Source organism: Spirosoma pulveris (assembly GCF_054781875.1).
Genome location: NZ_BAAGTO010000009.1, coordinates 57434 through 76087, shown reverse-complemented (window position 1 = coordinate 76087; position 18654 = coordinate 57434). Strand labels below are relative to the sequence as shown.

Genomic DNA, 18654 nt, shown 5'->3' with positions numbered 1-18654 from the left:
CCCGCTGTGTCGATTGAATGTGGTCAAACACTGGCCAACTTCTCCCCAACTAGTTCCAGCAACCGGTTGTGGCCCGTTTTTAGTACCGTTAGCTCGTAGTCTGGCAGTTGATCTGCTAACGGAAGAATGTACGAACCGGGAATAACCCGATCAAAAGCACCGGTAAAAAAGCGAACCTGCACCGAATATTGCCGAAGTGTTTGGGCAATACGGGTCAGGTCTGGACGGATCAGCCGGAATTGCGTCCAGCTTCGGTATACCAGCGCCCGTTGTTGTGGGGTTGCCAGAGAAACTTCGGCAAAGCGCATAACGGTTCTGTTCAGGAAGCCAAGTCGGGTCAACAGATGACCGAACGTGCTCAGTATAGACAAATGGCGCATTACGTAGCGAAACAGATTGCGTCCTGCCACAGAACCCGTTGCCAGTTGATACCAGCCATTTCGGGTAATGCCATCGGGCGCAATCAGGATCAGCTGATCGAGTCGACTGGCGAAGAGTTCTGCGGTTGCCAGCGCAAATCGTCCGCCCAGACTAAAACCCATCAGCGCGAATCGCTCGACGTTATGTGCCTGCAAAAACTGCTCGATCAATCGGCACCAGACTGCTTTGGTCAGCAATTGGTCGCTGAGGTAATGGCTATCTCCGTGGAAGAATAAATCTATGGCGAAAATAGTAAATTGCCCGGCCGTAGCGTCGGAAAACGTCTTGAAAATATGACTGCTTTGTCCGAAGCCATGAAACGCCAGCAGCGCCGTTGAACCGCTGCCTAATTTCTGATAGGTGATGCGGCTATCCTGAAATATAAACTGTTGATTACCGGTCGTTTCGCCCATAAAACAAAATTACGTACAAGCGCTGATAGTAGTGCTTATTCGCCTTATTCGATTTCACTATGAAAACATTCACTGATCTGGCCCATTTCTCAGCCCATGTCGGGCAATCGCTGGGTGAAACCGACTATCTGACGATTACTCAGGAAATGGTCAATCTGTTTGCCGAGGCAACCGGCGATCATCAGTGGATTCATACCGATCCAGCGCGCGCTGTTGAGGAATCGCCGTTTAAGACAACCATTGCGCATGGTTTTTTGACGCTTTCGCTGGCTCCCAGGCTTATGGCCCAACTGTATCGGATCGATTCGGTCCGTATGGGGATCAACTACGGCGCTAATAAAATCCGGTTTACACATGTTGTACCGGTAGGCAGTCGTTTAAGAATGAAAGCGACGCTCAAGCTGGTGGAACCACAGGACAAAGGACTTCGGGTCATTATGGAATGCATCTTCGAGCTGGAACATTCGCCCAAACCGGCTTGCGTCGCCGAACTGATCACCTTGCTATTCGAGAAGTAAACCGTATGCATGCATACTATTTCTTCTTTTTTACTTACTTTTACGTTACTCTCAACAATCAACAAAACTAAACTATACAATTCAGATGGCATCAGCAACGCTGGAGTTACAGGGGTTGAACTTTAATTTATCGGAGGAGCATCTTGCCGTACAGGAAGCTGCCCGCGATTTTGCCCAGACAGAGCTTTTACCCGGCATTGTGGAGCGTGATAACGAAGCCCGATTTCCGACCGAGCAGGTAAAGCGCATGGGCGAACTGGGCTTCATGGGCATGATGGTATCGCCCGATTACGGCGGGGGCGGCATGGATACGGTGGCGTATGTACTGGCTATGGAAGAGATCTCCAAGGTCGATGCATCGGCTTCGGTGGTGATGTCGGTTAATAACTCACTGGTTTGTTATGGCCTCGAAGCATTCGGAACGGAAGAGCAAAAGCAAAAATATTTAACCCGGCTGGCATCGGGCGAAACCCTGGGTGCTTTCTGCCTGTCGGAACCCGAGGCAGGTTCCGATGCGACCTCTCAAGCCACCACCGCCGAGGATAAAGGAGATTATTATTTAGTTAACGGTACCAAGAACTGGATAACCAACGGCGGCTCGTCCGGTATCTGCCTGGTTATTGCCCAAACTGACCGCGAGAAGAAACACAGGGGGATCAACTGCCTGATTGTGGAGAAAGGAACGCCGGGTTTTGTTGTCGGAAAGAAAGAAGACAAAATGGGTATTCGTGCTTCCGATACGCACTCGTTGCTGTTCACAGATGTGCATGTGCCGAAAGAAAATCGAATTGGCGAAGATGGTTTTGGCTTTAAATTTGCCATGTCGACGCTTAACGGTGGCCGCATCGGTATTGCTGCGCAAGCGCTGGGCATTGCCGCCGGAGCTTATGAACTGGCTTTGAAATACAGCCAGGAACGGAAAGCATTTGGGAAGCAAATATTTGACCATCAGGCTATTCAGTTTAAACTGGCCGAGATGGCAACCAAAATTGAGGCTGCCCGGTTATTGGTATACAAAGCCGCTCGTCTTAAAGACGAACACAAGGATTATGTACAGGCGGCTGCTATGGCCAAATTATTTGCATCGGATGTTGCAATGTGGGCAACAACAGAAGCTGTACAGATTCACGGAGGCTACGGATATGTCAAAGAATTTCACGTGGAGCGCTTAATGCGGGATGCAAAAATCACCCAGATATACGAGGGTACATCTGAAATACAAAAATTAGTTATTGCCCGAGAACTCATCCGCTGAGCCTTTTCTTGGTAAAATAGAATTTTTCTTAAGGTGTAGTGCGTGTTCAAAGCGAATACGCACTATTTTTTTTATTATTTGGAAACTTTTATACTTGTATTAGTTTTGTACAAATTATTAGTTTTGTGCAACTTTGTGCACGAATACAATCTAGGAGACGAACCTTTCAGCTATGGAAGACTATAATAAAATTATCGAATCACTGGGCGTGAAGTTTATTAAGGCCCGCAACATTCGGATTCTACAGCCTATCACCATCAAAAATTTCTATGATGTTGAGAATACGCTACTCATTCTTTTCAATGGCGAAGTTTCAATCGGAGACGAAAAGATAAAGGTGGATGTAGGGGATATGCTGTTCATTCCGGGTGGCAAACACGTTACCGTAACGTATGGTGACCCAACAAATCCCAAAATCGTTTCGAATGAGGAATTCATGACGCACCGGGAGTCGTATTGGGAGGGCAACAATGACCCCAAGCTAATTGGTCATTTGCCTAATTCATTCGGCTACGTGTCTTTTGAAGCGAAGGTGTTCGATTCGGTCAACTTCTTCAACTCACTCGACGTACCACCGTTCATTATCAAGCGGGAAGAGCACCTGGCCACAACCATCGATCAGATTCTGGCTGAAGAAATGACCGACCTGGCGGGTAAAGGACGGATTATCAAGATCAAAACGGAAGAAATCGTTATTGAGGTTGTTCGATACATCCTCAAAAACCACCTCTTCGTTGAGCAGCTTGTTACCAACAGTACTTACTTTAAAGACCCTCGTCTGATCGACATCTTCGCCTATATCAAGGAAAACCTGGGTGGCGATCTGTCGAACAAAGTGCTGGCAAACGTGGCTAACGTGTCGGAAGATTATGTTGGGCAGTATTTTAAAATGTTGACGGGTATCAATCCGCAGGATTATATCGAGTACCAGCGTATGGAAGCGGCCGTTGGCCTGCTGCGGACGAGCAAGAAGAGCATCCGGGCCATCGGTGCCGAAGTGGGTTATAAAGACACCGCTTATTTCTGTCGTCGCTTCAAAATGATGTTCGGAATTCCAGCCGGTAAAATGCGCCGTCGGGAATCATTAATGAATGTGTAATAAAGTGGTCAACTAAAAAGTGGCTGGCGCTGGATTGTTTCCTTTGCGACAGCCACTTTTTGTTTACTACCTAAACTCAGCCTTACTACTGCATCGTTATCTCGATCGGCAGTGTATAGAACACCGGTACAGCTTTGCCCCCTACCAGACCGGGCTGCCAGCGCGGCATTTTTTCAATAGCAGCAATGATGTTTGTTATATAGGCCTGTACCCCTCTCAACGTCTTTTTGTCGAGGGGTTTCATCGTGATACGCACATCCTGAACGTATCCAATGTCATTGATAATAAATTTGGCTGCTATGGGTCCGGTGTCATAATGTTTCCGCACCATAGAACCCGGCACTTTTATTGTTTCGGCCAGATAACGACTTAACGCTGTGTACCCGCCCGGAAATTCAGGCTGCACTTCTGCAACGGTATATACTTTTTCGGACGCTGACTGCGCGTCGGCCTGGTAACTTACCAAAGAACAAAAGGCGGTAATTAATCCAGCCAGTAAGGTTCGAACAACGGATTTCATGAGTTTAGGCTTGAACAACGGATTGGTTAAACTCGCGCACTACAGTTGCCAATTGAGGCAATAGGTCCGGATCCTGCTCCACACCGTTGCCAACAACAATCAGATCGGCACCAGCTTTCAGCGCTTCATAGGCTTTTTCGCCGGACGTTATCCCCCCACCAACAATAATCGGGACATTAACGGCTTTGCGAACAGCAGCAATCATGGCGGTTGATACCGGTCTGCGAGCCCCGCTTCCGGCATCCAGATACATTAACTGCAGGCCAAGCATTTCACCTGCCATAGCGGTACAAGCAGCTACATCGGGTTTATCGTGGGGTAACGGCATTGTACCACTAATGTACGAGACAGTAGTTTGGGTACCACTGTCGACCACCATGTAGCCCGTGGGTAAAATTTCCAGACCGCTTTTCTTCAGTAAAGGAGCGGCTATAACATGTTGCCCAATCAGAAAGTCTGGATTACGCCCCGAAATAAGCGATAAAAGAAGGATCGCATCGGCCGTTGGTTCGATATGAAGCGGGTTACCGGGAAAGAGAATAATGGGCGTGTTGGAGTGCCGCCGAATTGTGGCGACCACCTCTTTGTGAGCATAATCGGTAACCAGACTACCACCTACCAGAAAAAAATCGACAGGATAATCAGCCGTTCGATTCAGCAGGGTAGAAAACGCGTCTTGCTCGACCTTATCGGGGTCGAGCAAGACGGCAAATGCTTTGCGGCCAGACAGCTTATAATCCCGGAGTATAGTCAACAGGCTCTGTGGAGGCCTGTTTGTGGTATTGGGTTGGTTCGGCAGTTGGATTGATGGCATTATTTGTACGTATGCGGGCTAAAAATCCAGTCAGCTGCTCGCGGGCTATGTTGGTCAGAACAGATGTTAGAAGACCACCAATCAACCCACTGGCTGCGGCTGACTTTTGAACTTTGTTGGCCTGCTGCTTTATGGCTTTATGCGCTGGCGCTTTAGGATGAGAGTAGTCGCTATCCTCATCGTCGCTCTCATCATAGTCATAATCCTCCTCGTCTGGCTCGCCGTACTTTTCGGCGTATCGGTACTCGTCGGATTTAGGCAGAATGGCATTTACAACCAAATATACGGCTAAAGCAGCACCTGCTACAAACGCAGCTGTTTTGCCAACTTCCGTTGCATCTCCTTTAATCGCATCAACGCCATCGGTAATTGATGTTTTAAACTGCTCAGTAGCAGCCATTAACTGGGCTCGACGCGCAGTAGTATCGGCAAAAGGTACTTTAGGGTCTTCCATTGCAAGTAAGTAAGGATTCGAGTAAAAGGAACCAATAAGTAGTGGTGTATGGGTTGGTAATGATTACATTGACGCAACTCACGGGTTTGTGCTGCTGCTCATCGACGACCGCGTTTTGGCCATCAACTCTTCAACGGCATCTGCTTTTTCTTCAAGCTTTTTCTCCTGACTTTTCTTAAGTGCACTATAAGCAGCTTCCCGAATTTTCGATTTAAAGAAATCTTTTGCGGCAATCCAAATTACACTTAGGAGCAGAAAAAAGGCAGCTACGATTAAAAAACCCAGATACTTACTATTTGTTACTTCATTTAGATAAGCCGCCAGCAGACTAAATAAAAAGATAACCGTCATTGTGCCCAGCAACGCCAGCACAATGCTATGAACAGCAACAACAACACCCTCTTCAATTTTTCCCCGGCTTTCCAGGGTGAATAGCTCAATACGGGCTTCCAGATAGCGGAATATATTTTCCCGAATTTCTTCCAGGCGTTCAAGCATGATTTCAACCAATTAAATTTTCTTCTGACCTATTTACTCTAAAGTCATTAATTTGTTTAAAATTATAAGGAAAAAAAAGCTCCGACACCTATCAGGTATCGGAGCTTTTTTTTCCTCACGAAAAATGATGCTCTTTTTTATTGCCTGTGCATGAAACAGAAGAGATGCCTTTACTTCGACTGGCGTAACTTAGCCTCAATTGTTTGCTGGGTATGAGGAACAGCCCGGAGCCTTTCTTTAGGAATAAGCTTACCGGTATCCTTACAAATGCCGTAAGTACCGTTCTTGATCCGCACCATAGCCGCATCCAATTGCTGGATAAATTTCTGAAGCCGGGCTGCAAGCTGACTTAAGTTTTCACGCTCGCTGGTATCAGCGCCGTCTTCAAGCAGTTTTGAATTGCCTGACGTATTGTCTGTGCCGCTATCGTTGCGTTTGCTAAGCGTCTCTTTTATGTAGTTCAGCTCACTACGAGTAGCATCGAGTTTCTGACCGATCAGTTCCTCGAATTCCTTTAAATCTTCTTCTGAATACCGCTTTTTCTCGTCCTGAACCATATCAAGTGCTACGTTAAATGGTGCGTACCTTATTTTGGCCACAAAATTAATGTTTATTAACCATTATTTCAATCGGCTATTTATCTATTGCTTATTTTTTTAGAAAAATCATCAAATGGATAATCGCTATTTTGACAAACTATAATTTGGAGCCAGCTGCCAACAGGCATAAATCTGTTTTGAAAGTCTTTATAATAAAGAATGTTCCTATGGTTTATTAATATTATATTAATCTTAGGAAAAATAGACTTTTCGCAATGTGACCGTTGATTTATTAAGTTTGCGGGACACTTCACCAACAAATTTGTTTTAAACAAAGAAGTTAAAGTAAAGACATGGGATATATTGAACCAGCTCCAATAAAAGACAAGGAGAATCCGCTTGAGTCAATGATGTCGCGTTTCGATGCCGCTGCTAAGCTGGTAGGCATATCGGACGAAATGTATGATATATTGAAAGTGCCGGCCCGGCAGGTAATTGTTGGGTTGCCCGTTACCATGGATAATGGGTCTATTAAGGTTTTTGAAGGCTATCGCGTTATTCACTCCAACATTCTGGGGCCGGCAAAAGGAGGTATTCGGCTCGATCCGGGCGTTCACCTCGACGAGGTACGTGCCCTGGCTGCCTGGATGACCTGGAAATGCGCCGTTGTGGATATTCCCTATGGGGGAGCCAAGGGCGGAATCGCCTGTAATCCCCGCGAAATGTCGGCCGGTGAGATCGAACGGCTTATTCGGCAATATACCGTAGCTATGCTCGACGTGATTGGTCCCGACCGCGATATTCCGGCTCCCGACATGGGTACGGGCCCCCGCGAAATGGCGTGGATTGTGGATGAGTACTCCAAAGCAAAAGGTATGACCGTCAACAACGTTGTAACGGGTAAGCCGCTCGTGTTAGGCGGGTCGCTGGGCCGAACAGAAGCAACGGGTCGCGGAGTTACCGTTGCAGCCCTGGCGGCCATGGACAAGATGCGCATGAATCCGTACCGGGCCACAGCCGCCATTCAGGGTTTCGGTAACGTTGGCTCCTTCGCTGCCGAATTGCTGCACGAACGGGGTGTTACGGTGGTAGCCGTCAGCGATATTTCGGGGGGCTATTATAACAAGAGCGGTATCGACATTACAGCCGCTGTAGAGTACCGCAACAAGAACAAAGGAACACTGGAGGGCTTTGGCGGGGCCGAGAAGATTTCGAACGAAGAATTGCTGTCGTTGGCTGTCGATGTACTCGTTCCGGCTGCCAAGGAAGATGTTATTACGGAAGACAATGCGGCCTCTATTCAGGCCAAGATGATCGTAGAAGGTGCTAATGGCCCGACTTCGGCCAGTGCCGACGAGATTATCAACAGCAAAGGTATTCTGGTGGTGCCCGATATATTGGCCAATGCCGGTGGCGTTACAGTCTCTTATTTTGAATGGGTGCAAAACCGTATCGGTTACAAATGGACGCTCGACCGGATTAACCGCCGGGCCGACCGGGTTATGAAGGATGCCTTTGATCGGGTATTTGATACATCGCAACGCTATCAGGTACCTCTGCGTCTGGCGGCTTACATTGTCGCGATTGACAAAGTGTCGAGCACGTACAAGTTCCGTGGAGGATATTGATTTGCCATAAAAGATATGATGTATACTGTATGATGTCTATTTTTGCTCATACTTGATGCATTAACAACACATCATACCACACGGGCAATCCCGATTATTCTTCATACATCTTATTATGCGCTTACACCGCGAAGGAAAAACCATAATGATTACGACAGGGCTGGTGCTGCTGGCCCTGAACCTGCTTGCTTATTTTTATTTGTTCTCCGATAATTCAACCGCTATTGTCTTACTGGCGGTAGTAAGTATCATTCTGTTTCTGTTGGTTGTACAGTTTTTCCGTATTCCAACACGCCCGCTCACAACCGGCGAAACACAGGTAATTGCGCCGGCCGATGGAAAGGTGGTCGTTATTGAAGAAACCGTTGAGAGTGAGTATTTCAACGACCGTCGTCGGCAGGTATCGATTTTTATGTCGCCACTGAACGTTCATGTCAACCGGAATCCGATTACGGGTGTCGTGAAGTATTTTAAATATTTTCCGGGAAAGTATCTGGTTGCCTGGCACCCAAAATCGAGTACGGAAAACGAACGGACTACGGTGGTCGTTCAGGCCGCCAGCGGAACGGAAATATTGTTTCGGCAAATTGCGGGCGCAGTAGCCCGACGGATCATCTGGTACGTAAAAGAAGGACAGCCTGTTAAGCAAGGCGACGAGTTTGGTTTTATTAAGTTTGGCTCCCGGGTAGATTTGTTTCTGCCTTTGGATGCCGAAATAAAAGTAAATATCGGCGACGTGACACGGGGTGGTGTTACGGTAATTGCTGAATTGCCGGAGAAAGAATAAACGAAGGTTAATACAAATGCGGCTTAGGCATCAGACCACCCGTCTGATCGTCTAAGCCGCATTTGTATTTTGTGTTTATTGCCAGAAATAGTTGTAATTTATACGTCTAAACGCTGCGTGGCTATGGACGTTGATTACATCATTATTGGGGCTGGTTCGGCCGGTTGTGTACTAGCTAACCGGCTCTCTGCCGATCCGGCAAATTCAGTATTGCTGCTGGAAGCGGGTGGCCCCGATTCGAAAATGGAGATTCAGATTCCGGCGGCTTACACCAAACTGCATGGATCGACCGTTGACTGGGGCTTCTGGACAGAACCGCAGCAAGCCCTCAACGGACGACGAATGTATCAGCCCCGTGGGAAAACGCTGGGCGGTTGCTCATCGACCAATGCGATGGCTTACGTACGCGGCAACCGGCTTGACTATGACGACTGGGCTTCGTTTGGGAATCCGGGTTGGGCCTACAAGGATGTGTTGCCTTACTTTATCCGGTCAGAGCATAATGAGCAATTCGACCAGCTCGATTCGCGCTACCATGGTAAGAGCGGGCCGTTGAATGTTACGTTCGCTACTCGTTTTCAAACACCGCTGGCGGGTGCTTTCGTTAATTCATGCATTCAATCCGGTATGCGAAAAAACGATGATTATAACGGGGCTGAACAGGAAGGCGCAGGCTTATTTCAATTCACGATCAAGAACGGCCAACGGCATAGTGCTGCAACGGCTTTTCTAAAGCCCGCCTTCAACCGGCCAAATCTTAAGGTCATTACCCACGCGCACACAAAGCAGATTTTAATTGAGCAGGACCGGGCAACCGGGGTTGAGTTTATAACCGGGAAGAACCAGACCCAGCAGGTCAGGGCGCGAAAAGAGGTTATTTTGTCGGCAGGGTCCTTTCAGTCACCGCAGCTGTTGATGTTGTCCGGCATTGGGCCTGCCGATGAGCTTCGGTCGGCGGGGGTTCCCGTAAAAAAAGAGCTACCCGGTGTGGGGCAAAACTTGCAGGATCATCTTTTCTCGGGAGTTAGCAGCCTGTGCTCGCAGCGAGGTACTTCAGCCAACTTTCACCTCAAGCCATTCAACCAGCTGAAAGGGCTAATGCAGTTTCTGATCAGTAAAAAAGGGCCCATGACCATAAGCCCGCTCGAAGCCGTTGCCTTCCTCCAAACCGATCAGCTAAGCGCTGCCGAAGCAGATGCGGGCCGTATTGATATGCAGCTTCATTTTGCCCCCGTTCATTTCGATTCCAGCGGCAAGACCGATTTCTACGATCTGACAACTTACCCCGTAACGGATGGCTATACCGTTTTGCCCACCTTACTCAAGCCCAGGAGCCGGGGCTATGTTGGACTGCGTTCCAGTAACCCACTCGACGCTCCCGTTATTCAGCCGAACTACCTCACGGATGAACATGACCGACAGGTGCTGCTCAGCGGTCTGCGAAAAACGATTGAGGTGATGCAGGCCGACGCCTTCGGTCCCTACAGCCAGGGCATTAATGTACCGGCGGTCCATATATCGGACGATGATCTCTGGCAACATGTACTCACCATGTTAGAAACGGTTTACCATCCGGTTGGCACGTGTAAAATGGGCCCCTCGTCTGATGAACTGGCTGTTGTGGATGCCGATTTGCGGGTGAGGGGTATTGACGGGCTGCGAATAGTCGATGCTTCCATCATGCCGACAATCGTGTCGGGTAACACCAATGCACCGGTTATTATGATTGCCGAGAAAGCCGCTGATCTGATTTTGGGGAAGACCTTCCAGCATAATGAGCGCCAGTACGAAAGCACCCGGTAAAGATTGTCAAGCCATTTGACGCCTAGATCTCAAAAACTTTTCGCAGAATATCGTCCAGATACTCCCTTGAATTAGCCAGACGGGGCACTTTGTGCTGACCGCCTACTTTACCGCGCTGTTTCATCCAGGCATAGAATGTACCCGGTGGCACCACATGGATACGTGGTCGCTTAAGTACCATGTCGTTATACCGTTTGGCATCATAATCGGAGTTGATCCGGCGGAGGGTGTCGTCGAGAATTTGATTGAACCGTTGCTGGTCGTTCGGTTCCTGCGAAAACTCAATGACCCACTCATGGCATCCATTAGCCCCGTTGCTCATGTAGCTCGGTCCGGCGGTGTAATCGGTGATGACCGCTCCCGTGGCCTCGCAGGCTTGCGTGATGGCCGTTTCGGCATTCTCGACGATCACTTCTTCTCCGAAAGCATTGATGAAATGCTTGGTCCGGCCGCTGACCTTTAATCGGTGCGGATACAGCGAAGTAAACCGAACGGTGTCGCCTACTTTGTAGCGCCAGAGGCCTCCGTTAGTTGAAACGACAAGCGCATAGTTTTTATCAAGCTCAACCTCGTCAATTGTCAGCGCTTTCGGGAAGGGCTGGTCGGCTTCATTAATCGGGACAAATTCGTAGAAAATGCCGTAGTCGAGCATCAAAAGCATTTCGCCAACGCGGCTGAGATCGTCCTGTATGGCAAAGAATCCTTCCGATGCATTATAAACTTCCTGATAACGAACGCTTTTAGAGGGAAAAACATGCTGCTGAAATAGATCGCGGTACGGCTGAAAATTTACCGCCCCATGCATCATGACTTCAAAATTGGGCCATACTTCCAGAATATTAGACTTACCCGTTCGGGCCAGAATTCGGTCAATGAGCACCATGCCCCAGGTAGGCGTTCCCAACATGCTGGTCACGTTTTCCTGCGCCGTAATGTCGACCATTCGCTCCAGTTTGGCTTCCCACTCGTCCATCAGGGCAACCTGGAGGGAAGGTGTACGGATATACTGGGCCCAACTGGGCAGGTTTTTCATGACCACGGCCGATACATCGCCAGCCGCGCTGTTGGTGCCGTACGGATTCTGATGAAGACTGCCGCCAATGGACAGCCCTTTGCCTTCAAACGCCCGGCTGTCGGGGTTGTTGGCAATGTACAGCGCCATCATGTCCTTGCCGCCTTTGAAGTGACTCTCGTCCAGCGACTCGGTGGTGACCGGAATAAATTTGCTCCGTGCGTTGGTTGTCCCGGACGACTTGGAAAACCAGCGTACGGGCGATGGCCAAAGCACTTTGTTCTCCCCTTTCAGTACCCGTTCGATGTACGGAAACAGGTCTTCATAACTTGAGACCGGTACCTGCTTCTGGAAATCCTGAATGGTTTGAATGGATTTATACGCGTGTTTTTTCCCCCAATCCGTTCGGCGACCGGCCCGAATCAGTTGATTAAAGACTTTTTGCTGCACCACTCCGGGATTTTGCTTCATAGCCTCAATGCGCGGCAGTCGCCGTTGAAGAAGCCATTTGAGCGTGGTATTTAGAAAAGTCATGGGGCTAAAATAACATAAAACTAACCAAATAGACGAGGTCAGTGATGAAAACGTAAAACCAAAGAATCTGTTTACAAGCCGTTTGCCCGGTCTGGATAATCGGTAATTAACCCATCGACGCCCCACCGTTTTAGTCGTTCCATGTCGGCCCGTCGATTGACCGTCCACGGAATTACCCGGATACCCTGCTCGTGCAACCAGGTAATTTTTCGTTGGCTGAGCAAACGGAAATTAGGGCTGTAGATATCAGGTTTGAAGCCAAGTTCATTGAGATTGGTCGACGGGCTAAGCAGATTCTCTACCAATGCTGCCAGTCGAACCGGTGGATAATTGCTATCGGCAACACCTTTCTTCCATTGCTTCAGCATGGCAAAATCAAAGCTTTGAATAACAATTCGGTCTGGGTTAACACGCTCAATAGGAAACTGTTTTTTTAAGACTGTCTGGACGAGGTCACAAAACTCGGCCGGTTCGGGCTGGCTTTTCCCATACTCGGATGGCTCACTTTTGATCTCGATGTTGTACGAGAACCGGGGAAGATTATGTGCCTTGCGGTAGGCTTCTGCCTGCTCAATTACCTCACTGAGCAACGGTTTATGAACACTAAGCTTTTGTTGTTCGGGATACGCCGGGTTTCCGTTGGCCCCAACATCATAGCGTTTGATGTCGGCATAATCCAGTCTGTAAAGAGCCAGGTTCTTCTGCTCTTTCTTATTAACCGGCACGCCGTCCGGAGCAATGCTGAAGGCCGCGTTGAAATACGGTTCGTGCGATACGACCACCTGGCGGTCTTTGCTGATCACCACATCCATTTCGAGGGTTGTTACCCCAAGCTCCAGCGCTTTAAGGAAGGCAGGAACGGTATTTTCAGGCATCAGGCCCCGGCAACCCCGATGTCCCTGTATGTCGAAACCGGGCAAATCTGACTCAATAAAGGCAACAGAAATCATACAAACCAGTACTAACAGTAAGCGCATGAGGCAGATGGAATTACTTCCAAAAGTACAATTTCTTTTTTAGTTATGATTTTTTTCTGAAATGGGCTTAGGTACAACCCACGACGACTGGGAGAGGTAGCCGCTGCTATAGCTGAATTCCTGTTTTCGGTGGTTCACGCCAGTGGCTCGATTTAAACTGGCAGCGTCTGGGTGTTGATAGATCACTCCGGGCTGAGCAGCCGTGAACACCCGCAGGGGACCGTTATTCTGCGTTGCGATGTACCACAATTGTCCGTTCGCCACCAGCAAGCTGGCCAGTGCTTTGGCATCGCCATCAACGACAAAGCCGGATCTAGCCAGCGAAAGTGACTTGAAATTGCCCCGTCCATCGCCCAGCAAAACTAACCCAAGACCGGCATCCTGCCAGCCCGACAGGACTTCACTTGCGTAATCGTTCCCTGCCAGCAGGACATCCAGATTGCCGTCGTGGTTGAGGTCTGTAACCGAACTGCCGAATATGGGCGAAAATTGAGCTTCGATGGGTAATTCATGTACCAGTAAGTTACCCGCCCGATTCTCGATGTAAGCCGACGCCAAAAAAGTAGCCCGTTTAATCAACGCATGTTTTTGCTCATCGGCTGACAACAGGCTCGACAAGGTCGTTTTTCCATACGCGGCATAGGTCGTCATCTTCTTCTTGAAAGTAGGAATCTGGTCCGTCAGTACATCGCGGGGGTGAAAAGGATATTCGGTGCCCCCGTTGAAAAAGCTAACAATAGGATCTAATGTGCCGTTTTTGTCGTAGTCTGCTGCATATACGGATACAGGCTGATCGGTAGAAGCCCGTAAGCGGCTATTCAGGCCATTATTTCCCGCTATATAGTCCATGTCGCCGTCATTGTCGAAATCACCCGCTGAGAGACTGTTCCAGAACCCAACAGCTTTAGACAACTCGGGTGTATTCAGGCGCGAAAACGCCCGGCCTTGTTGATTCTTGAAAAAAGTGATGGGCATAAACTCGCCCGCCAGCATCAGGTCGGGCCAGCTATCGTTATCGACATCGGTCCAGAGTGCCGAACAGACTAACCCCGCCCGGCTCAGGCCCGGCGCCAGTTGATCCGTAACATCGGAGAAGCGGACTGTGCCCGCTTTGCTGTCATTACGCAGCAAATAGCTTCGGGCGGGCTCCGGGTAGCGCTGCGGTACAATACGACCGCCAATAAATAGGTCCAGGTCGCCGTCGTGGTCGAAGTCGGTGGCGACAACGCACGAGCCGCTGGACATGGTGTTGGGCAGCGCCGTTGGCGACGCACGAAAATTTCCTCTTCCATCATTCAGGTACAGGCTGTCCTGACAAACTTTCTCATCCCGGCCAAATTCAGTGCTGCCATGAACCGTGTAGAGATCGGGGTCGCCGTCGTTATCGGCGTCAAAGAGGAGTACGCCGGTTTCTTCCGGCTTTTTCTCCGGACGGTCTTTCCGCCGAAATGAAACATGTTCTCCGGCTTGACTTTTTTGCTGGAGAAAGAACGTCCCCCCTTTATACGCGCTGCCCGCCACATAAATGTCATCCAGCCCGTTACCGTCTACATCGCCAACCGCCAGCCCCGGACCGATTTGCGAGTGTTTATGGGCAAGAAGTGTTTGCTGGGCTTTGTAATCGACGAAATCGTCTTCCTGATGCTGATAGTCCAGACCCGTCCGTTTGGTTGAGACTTCGGTAAGTAAAGGCTTAGTCAGGGGCTGTAACTGCATGAACGAGGGTGGCTTAAGGGTAGCTTTTCGCTCATCCAGAGTTAGGACCTGATTCGTTTTTATGTTCCGAATGAGTTGCCCGTTGCCCGTTGGCCAGACGATTTTCAGCGAGTCGATGCGTTTGGCAGAACCCAATCCAACATGAATACCCGACGCCATGGTCGATTGATAACCCCGTTGCCGGGTATATTCGGTATAATGCAGCTGTCCGTTTGCCCAAATGGCCACTTTAGCGCCAATGCCTTCCCGGTTACCCGGTTTGCCCGAAAACTGCAGGCTCAGAAAATGCATTGCTGCCGAATCTGCTTCGTTTTCGATAGTTCGATTGCGGTAGATAAAGGCTGGATCGTTGATGTTGTTCATGACCAGATCCAGATCGCCGTCGTTATCGAAATCCGCGTAGGCGGTACCGTTCGTAAAGGAGGATTCGGTCAGTCCCCAGTCTGCAGCCACATTGGCAAAGTGGAGATTGCCGGTGTTATGAAACAGGAAATTAGGTTTGTAAACTGGCTCCAGATCAACAATTCGTTTCAGAAGTTGAGCGCGTCGGTCAGCATCGGTACCGAAGTTGCCATCATCCCGGTTGTAGCTGGTAAAGTCCAGGTCGGTAATGTCTTTGCGGTAGCCGTTTGTAATCAGCAAATCCGAAAAACCATCGTTGTCCAAATCTGCAAAAAGAGCACTCCAACTCCAGTCGGTTGCCGCCGTTCCGGCCAGGTAGCCAATATCGGAGAAGTGGGGGAGAAGGGGGGAGGAAGGGGACGAGCGGGAGTAAAGGGACAATGGGGAGGAAGGGGGTGAAGATCCCGTTTTTAGCTCTTGTCCCTTTACTCCCGCCCCGAACCCTCTGTTTAACTGAAGGACATTCCGGATGTACTGCGGCTGGTAGCCGAGCCGACGGGCCATCTGGAATCGGTCGTAGGGAATGGTGGAGAACATGGTCTTCTGCCGCAGGTTATCGTCGGGCAGCATATCCACTACGGCGAAATCTGTCAGACCATCATTGTTAATATCGGCCATGTCCACGCCCATACTGTTGTGACTCTGGTGTTTCAGCGTTTCGGCAATGCGGTTCGTGAACGTGCCATCCCGATTGTTGACGAGCCAAGCGTCATTCGACTGAAAGTCATTGGCCACATAAATATCCGGCCACCCGTCCTGATTCACATCGTTCACGATCACGCCCAGCCCCCATCCTTCGTGAACAAGCCCCGCCTGGGCGGAAATATCTTTGTAAATAGGAGTCAGGAGCGAGGAGTGAGGAGGGGGGAGCCTGCCGGAAGCAGTGGCTGAACGCGATAGCGTTCTCTCAACCGGCAGGCTCCTCGTTCCTCGTTCCTCGCTCCTAACGCCTATATTCTCATACAGCTTATCCACACTTCGGGCGGAGCCGTCGTTTCGGGGGCCGATGACGTTGTTTCGGTTGAAGCTTTCAAGGGCGTTCGTTAGTAGAAATACATCCAGGTCGCCGTCGCGGTCGTAGTCGAGAAAGGTGGCCTGTGTAGAGTAGCTCGAATCGGCTAACCCGACCGCCCTCGCCGATTCGATAAAATGGGGAATGCCGTTAGCGTCGTTGCCCTGATTGAGGAAAAGTAGGTTAGGTACGGCCTTGTTGCGGTTGGGATGGATGGTCGACACGTAAATGTCCTGTCGTCCGTCCTGATTAATATCGGCCACAGCTACGCCCGTACACCAGTATGTTGTGCTGACGCCCGCCGAATCTGTAACATCCTCAAACTTGAAATTGCCTTTGTTGAGGTACATTCGGCTCGAAACCTGGTTTCCGGCAAAGAACACGTCCTGTTGGCCATCGCCGTTAAAATCGCCCACGCCCACGCCACCCCCGTTGTAGAGATACTCAAATTCCAGTACATTCAGGGAGTCACTTTCCGTAATGGTGTTGCTAAAGTCAATACCGGTTCGACTGGCTGTCAGCCGCTCAAATCGTGGCGACGAATGCGTACAACCGACCAATATAAGCGCCCAAAACGCGGTTAGCCTGACTAAGTGATGCATACTAGAAATATAGACAAAATCCCCGATTGGCACGAAGGCCAGCCGGGGATTTACTATTTACATTAGGTTGGTAATTCGTAAGATTTTTGCCGGGCTGCTGTTTAGTATCCCGGATTCTGGTCCTTTTGCGACAGTTTACTGTTGTTGTCCAGTTCCTGCTGCGGAATGGGTAACAGTTCCTGTTTGCCTTTGGCGAAGTACGAAATCGGCTCGGCCGATAGCTTGTTTTGTGCCCGCCAGCGCAGAATATCCCGGTTGCGGATCTGTTCGCCTGCCTGTTCTACCCGTTTCTCATGGACAACGGCGCGGAACACCTCGGCTTTGCTGTTAACCGGATACTTGGCCGTTGGGTAAGCAGGCATAGCCACACTCGCCCGCGCCCGAACCTGATTGAGCAGCGCAATGGCATTGGCACTGTTACCGGTTTCGTTCTCGGCTTCGGCCATCATGAGCAGCACTTCGGCATACCGGATCAGCCGCATATTAATACCCGACGTATAAAAAGTTTCATTGTTTTTGTACATCGCCGTGTATTTCCGCCAGCTAACTTTCTGCGTCACCCCGTTTACGACGGAGGTGTTGCCCTGCACCTGCGATTCCATCAGCGTGTTCAGACCATTGTTGTAGGTGTCGCCAATGAAATAGAAATTATACTTCAGTCGTGGGTCCGTTTTGGGATCGCCTTTGGCCGTGTTTTCGTATTCGTTCAGCAGACCATCTGAGGGAATCAGGTTTCGCCAGCCAATAGCCGAATACTCCTGGCTGCGGGTCATCGTTTCGTTGGCCCCGTTGTCGTTGCCGTCGGCATCCCAGTTAAAGTCACCGATTTTGGAGAAACCAATTTCGAAGATCGACTCTGTGTTGAATTCCGTTTCTTCGATGAAATTGTCGAGGTAGTTATCGGTCAGCTTGTAAAGTCCCGAGCTGATGATCGACTGAAGCTGGGTTTTTGCGTTCGCATAATCGCCTTTTTGCATGTATATCCGTGCCAGCAGTGCCTGGGCCGCTCCTTTGGTAGCCCGACCAAGGTCGGCGCCGGTAGCTTTGGCGGGCAGATCGGTCTGAACGGCCAGCAGATCGGCGATGAGCAGTGTGTAAATTTCATCGACCGATGATTTTGGTTTGGTGCCATCTACTTCGGTTACGTAGTTGGTATACAGTGGCACCGCGCCCCAAAACGTGGTCAGATCGAAGTAAGCCATGGCGCGCAGGAACTTCGCTTCGGCCACAGCCCTCTTTGCCAACGCTGCATTGTCCGTAACGGCGGGGCCATTGTCAATGACGACGTTGGCCCGGTGAACAACGCGGTAAAGGCCATTCCAGACGGATAAGGCAACGCCGTTGCCGGGGTTTTGAGCACCCGATAGAATCTGATTTCGGGGCGCTTCCAACTGCCCGCCACCCGAGGCAACGTCGTCGGAGCGGAGGTCATGCAGGAAGAACCATTCGCGGCCGGTCAGGTTAGCGCTTTGCCAGACGGCGTAGACCGAATTGACACCTTTGAGTAATTCGGCGGAGTCTTTGTAATAGTTAGCGGTAATGACCTGATTCGGGTTCACTTTATCCAGGCTGCTGGTGCTGCATCCGAAGAACAGCCCCATGGCCACAATACCCGAGGTCCAGTATGTCGATTTCATAGTGACGTTGTTTA

Annotated in this window: 16 protein-coding genes; 6 read left to right on the top strand and 10 right to left on the bottom strand. The window is 49.8% G+C overall.

The window, feature by feature from the left end; all coding sequences use genetic code 11:
* Positions 1-23 precede the first annotated feature (23 nt).
* A complete protein-coding gene (locus ACYVJM_RS24455; protein WP_461150864.1) occupies positions 24-833 on the bottom strand; it encodes an alpha/beta fold hydrolase in 810 nt (269 codons plus the stop codon).
* A 59-nt stretch (positions 834-892) separates the two neighbouring features.
* Here ACYVJM_RS24455 and ACYVJM_RS24450 point away from each other — a divergent pair, with 59 nt between their 5' ends.
* The 3 genes from ACYVJM_RS24450 to ACYVJM_RS24440 all read left to right on the top strand — a co-directional run bounded on the left by ACYVJM_RS24450 (position 893) and on the right by ACYVJM_RS24440 (position 3705).
* Complete coding sequence (locus tag ACYVJM_RS24450) at positions 893-1351, top strand: MaoC family dehydratase (RefSeq protein ID WP_461150863.1); 459 nt, start codon at positions 893-895, stop codon at positions 1349-1351.
* Between the two features lie 85 nt (positions 1352-1436).
* Positions 1437-2606 (top strand): acyl-CoA dehydrogenase, encoded by a 1170-nt coding sequence (locus tag ACYVJM_RS24445; protein ID WP_461150862.1) that lies wholly within the window; start codon positions 1437-1439, stop codon positions 2604-2606.
* 172 nt (positions 2607-2778) lie between these two features.
* The gene (locus ACYVJM_RS24440) at positions 2779-3705 is read left to right on the top strand and encodes an AraC family transcriptional regulator (protein ID WP_461150861.1); all 927 of its coding nucleotides are present in this window, start codon (positions 2779-2781) and stop codon (positions 3703-3705) included.
* An 85-nt stretch (positions 3706-3790) separates the two neighbouring features.
* Here the strand turns inward: ACYVJM_RS24440 and ACYVJM_RS24435 are convergent, their stop codons facing one another.
* The 5 genes from ACYVJM_RS24435 to ACYVJM_RS24415 all read right to left on the bottom strand — a co-directional run bounded on the left by ACYVJM_RS24435 (position 3791) and on the right by ACYVJM_RS24415 (position 6548).
* Positions 3791-4225 carry an energy transducer TonB gene (locus tag ACYVJM_RS24435; RefSeq protein WP_461150860.1) on the bottom strand — a complete coding sequence of 145 codons (435 nt, stop codon included), beginning with the start codon at positions 4223-4225 and terminating at the stop codon, positions 3791-3793.
* Between the two features lie 4 nt (positions 4226-4229).
* Positions 4230-5039: a phosphoglycerol geranylgeranyltransferase gene (locus tag ACYVJM_RS24430; protein WP_461150859.1), complete on the bottom strand. Its 810-nt coding sequence runs from the start codon at positions 5037-5039 to the stop codon at positions 4230-4232.
* Positions 4957-5493 carry a hypothetical protein gene (locus tag ACYVJM_RS24425; RefSeq protein WP_461150858.1) on the bottom strand — a complete coding sequence of 179 codons (537 nt, stop codon included), beginning with the start codon at positions 5491-5493 and terminating at the stop codon, positions 4957-4959. Before ACYVJM_RS24425 ends, ACYVJM_RS24430 begins: the two co-directional genes overlap by 83 nt.
* 78 nt (positions 5494-5571) lie before the next feature.
* Entirely contained in the window at positions 5572-5991 is a 420-nt protein-coding gene (locus ACYVJM_RS24420; RefSeq protein WP_461150857.1) for a phage holin family protein, read from the bottom strand.
* 170 nt (positions 5992-6161) lie between these two features.
* Positions 6162-6548, bottom strand: coding sequence for a TraR/DksA family transcriptional regulator (locus ACYVJM_RS24415; protein ID WP_097129970.1), 387 nt, complete (start codon positions 6546-6548; stop codon positions 6162-6164).
* 335 nt (positions 6549-6883) lie between these two features.
* Between ACYVJM_RS24415 and ACYVJM_RS24410 the strand changes: the two genes are divergently transcribed.
* From ACYVJM_RS24410 to ACYVJM_RS24400, 3 genes are all read left to right on the top strand, one after another.
* The gene (locus ACYVJM_RS24410; RefSeq protein ID WP_461150856.1) at positions 6884-8158 is read left to right on the top strand and encodes a Glu/Leu/Phe/Val family dehydrogenase; all 1275 of its coding nucleotides are present in this window, start codon (positions 6884-6886) and stop codon (positions 8156-8158) included.
* A gap of 115 nt (positions 8159-8273) precedes the next feature.
* Entirely contained in the window at positions 8274-8945 is a 672-nt protein-coding gene (locus ACYVJM_RS24405; protein WP_461150855.1) for a phosphatidylserine decarboxylase family protein, read from the top strand.
* 123 nt (positions 8946-9068) lie between these two features.
* Entirely contained in the window at positions 9069-10748 is a 1680-nt protein-coding gene (locus ACYVJM_RS24400; protein ID WP_461150854.1) for a GMC family oxidoreductase, read from the top strand.
* A gap of 22 nt (positions 10749-10770) precedes the next feature.
* On the opposite strand, the gene ACYVJM_RS24395 is transcribed toward ACYVJM_RS24400, so the two are convergent.
* The 4 genes from ACYVJM_RS24395 to ACYVJM_RS24380 form a co-directional block, all read right to left on the bottom strand.
* Positions 10771-12294 carry a GH3 auxin-responsive promoter family protein gene (locus ACYVJM_RS24395; protein WP_461150853.1) on the bottom strand — a complete coding sequence of 508 codons (1524 nt, stop codon included), beginning with the start codon at positions 12292-12294 and terminating at the stop codon, positions 10771-10773.
* A gap of 71 nt (positions 12295-12365) precedes the next feature.
* A complete protein-coding gene (locus ACYVJM_RS24390) occupies positions 12366-13271 on the bottom strand; it encodes a glycerophosphodiester phosphodiesterase family protein (RefSeq protein ID WP_461150852.1) in 906 nt (301 codons plus the stop codon).
* Positions 13272-13310: 39 nt separating this feature from the next.
* A complete protein-coding gene (locus tag ACYVJM_RS24385; protein ID WP_461150851.1) occupies positions 13311-17003 on the bottom strand; it encodes a VCBS repeat-containing protein in 3693 nt (1230 codons plus the stop codon).
* A 101-nt stretch (positions 17004-17104) separates the two neighbouring features.
* The gene (locus ACYVJM_RS24380) at positions 17105-18640 is read right to left on the bottom strand and encodes a RagB/SusD family nutrient uptake outer membrane protein (RefSeq protein ID WP_461150850.1); all 1536 of its coding nucleotides are present in this window, start codon (positions 18638-18640) and stop codon (positions 17105-17107) included.
* Between the last annotated feature and the right edge of the window lie 14 nt (positions 18641-18654).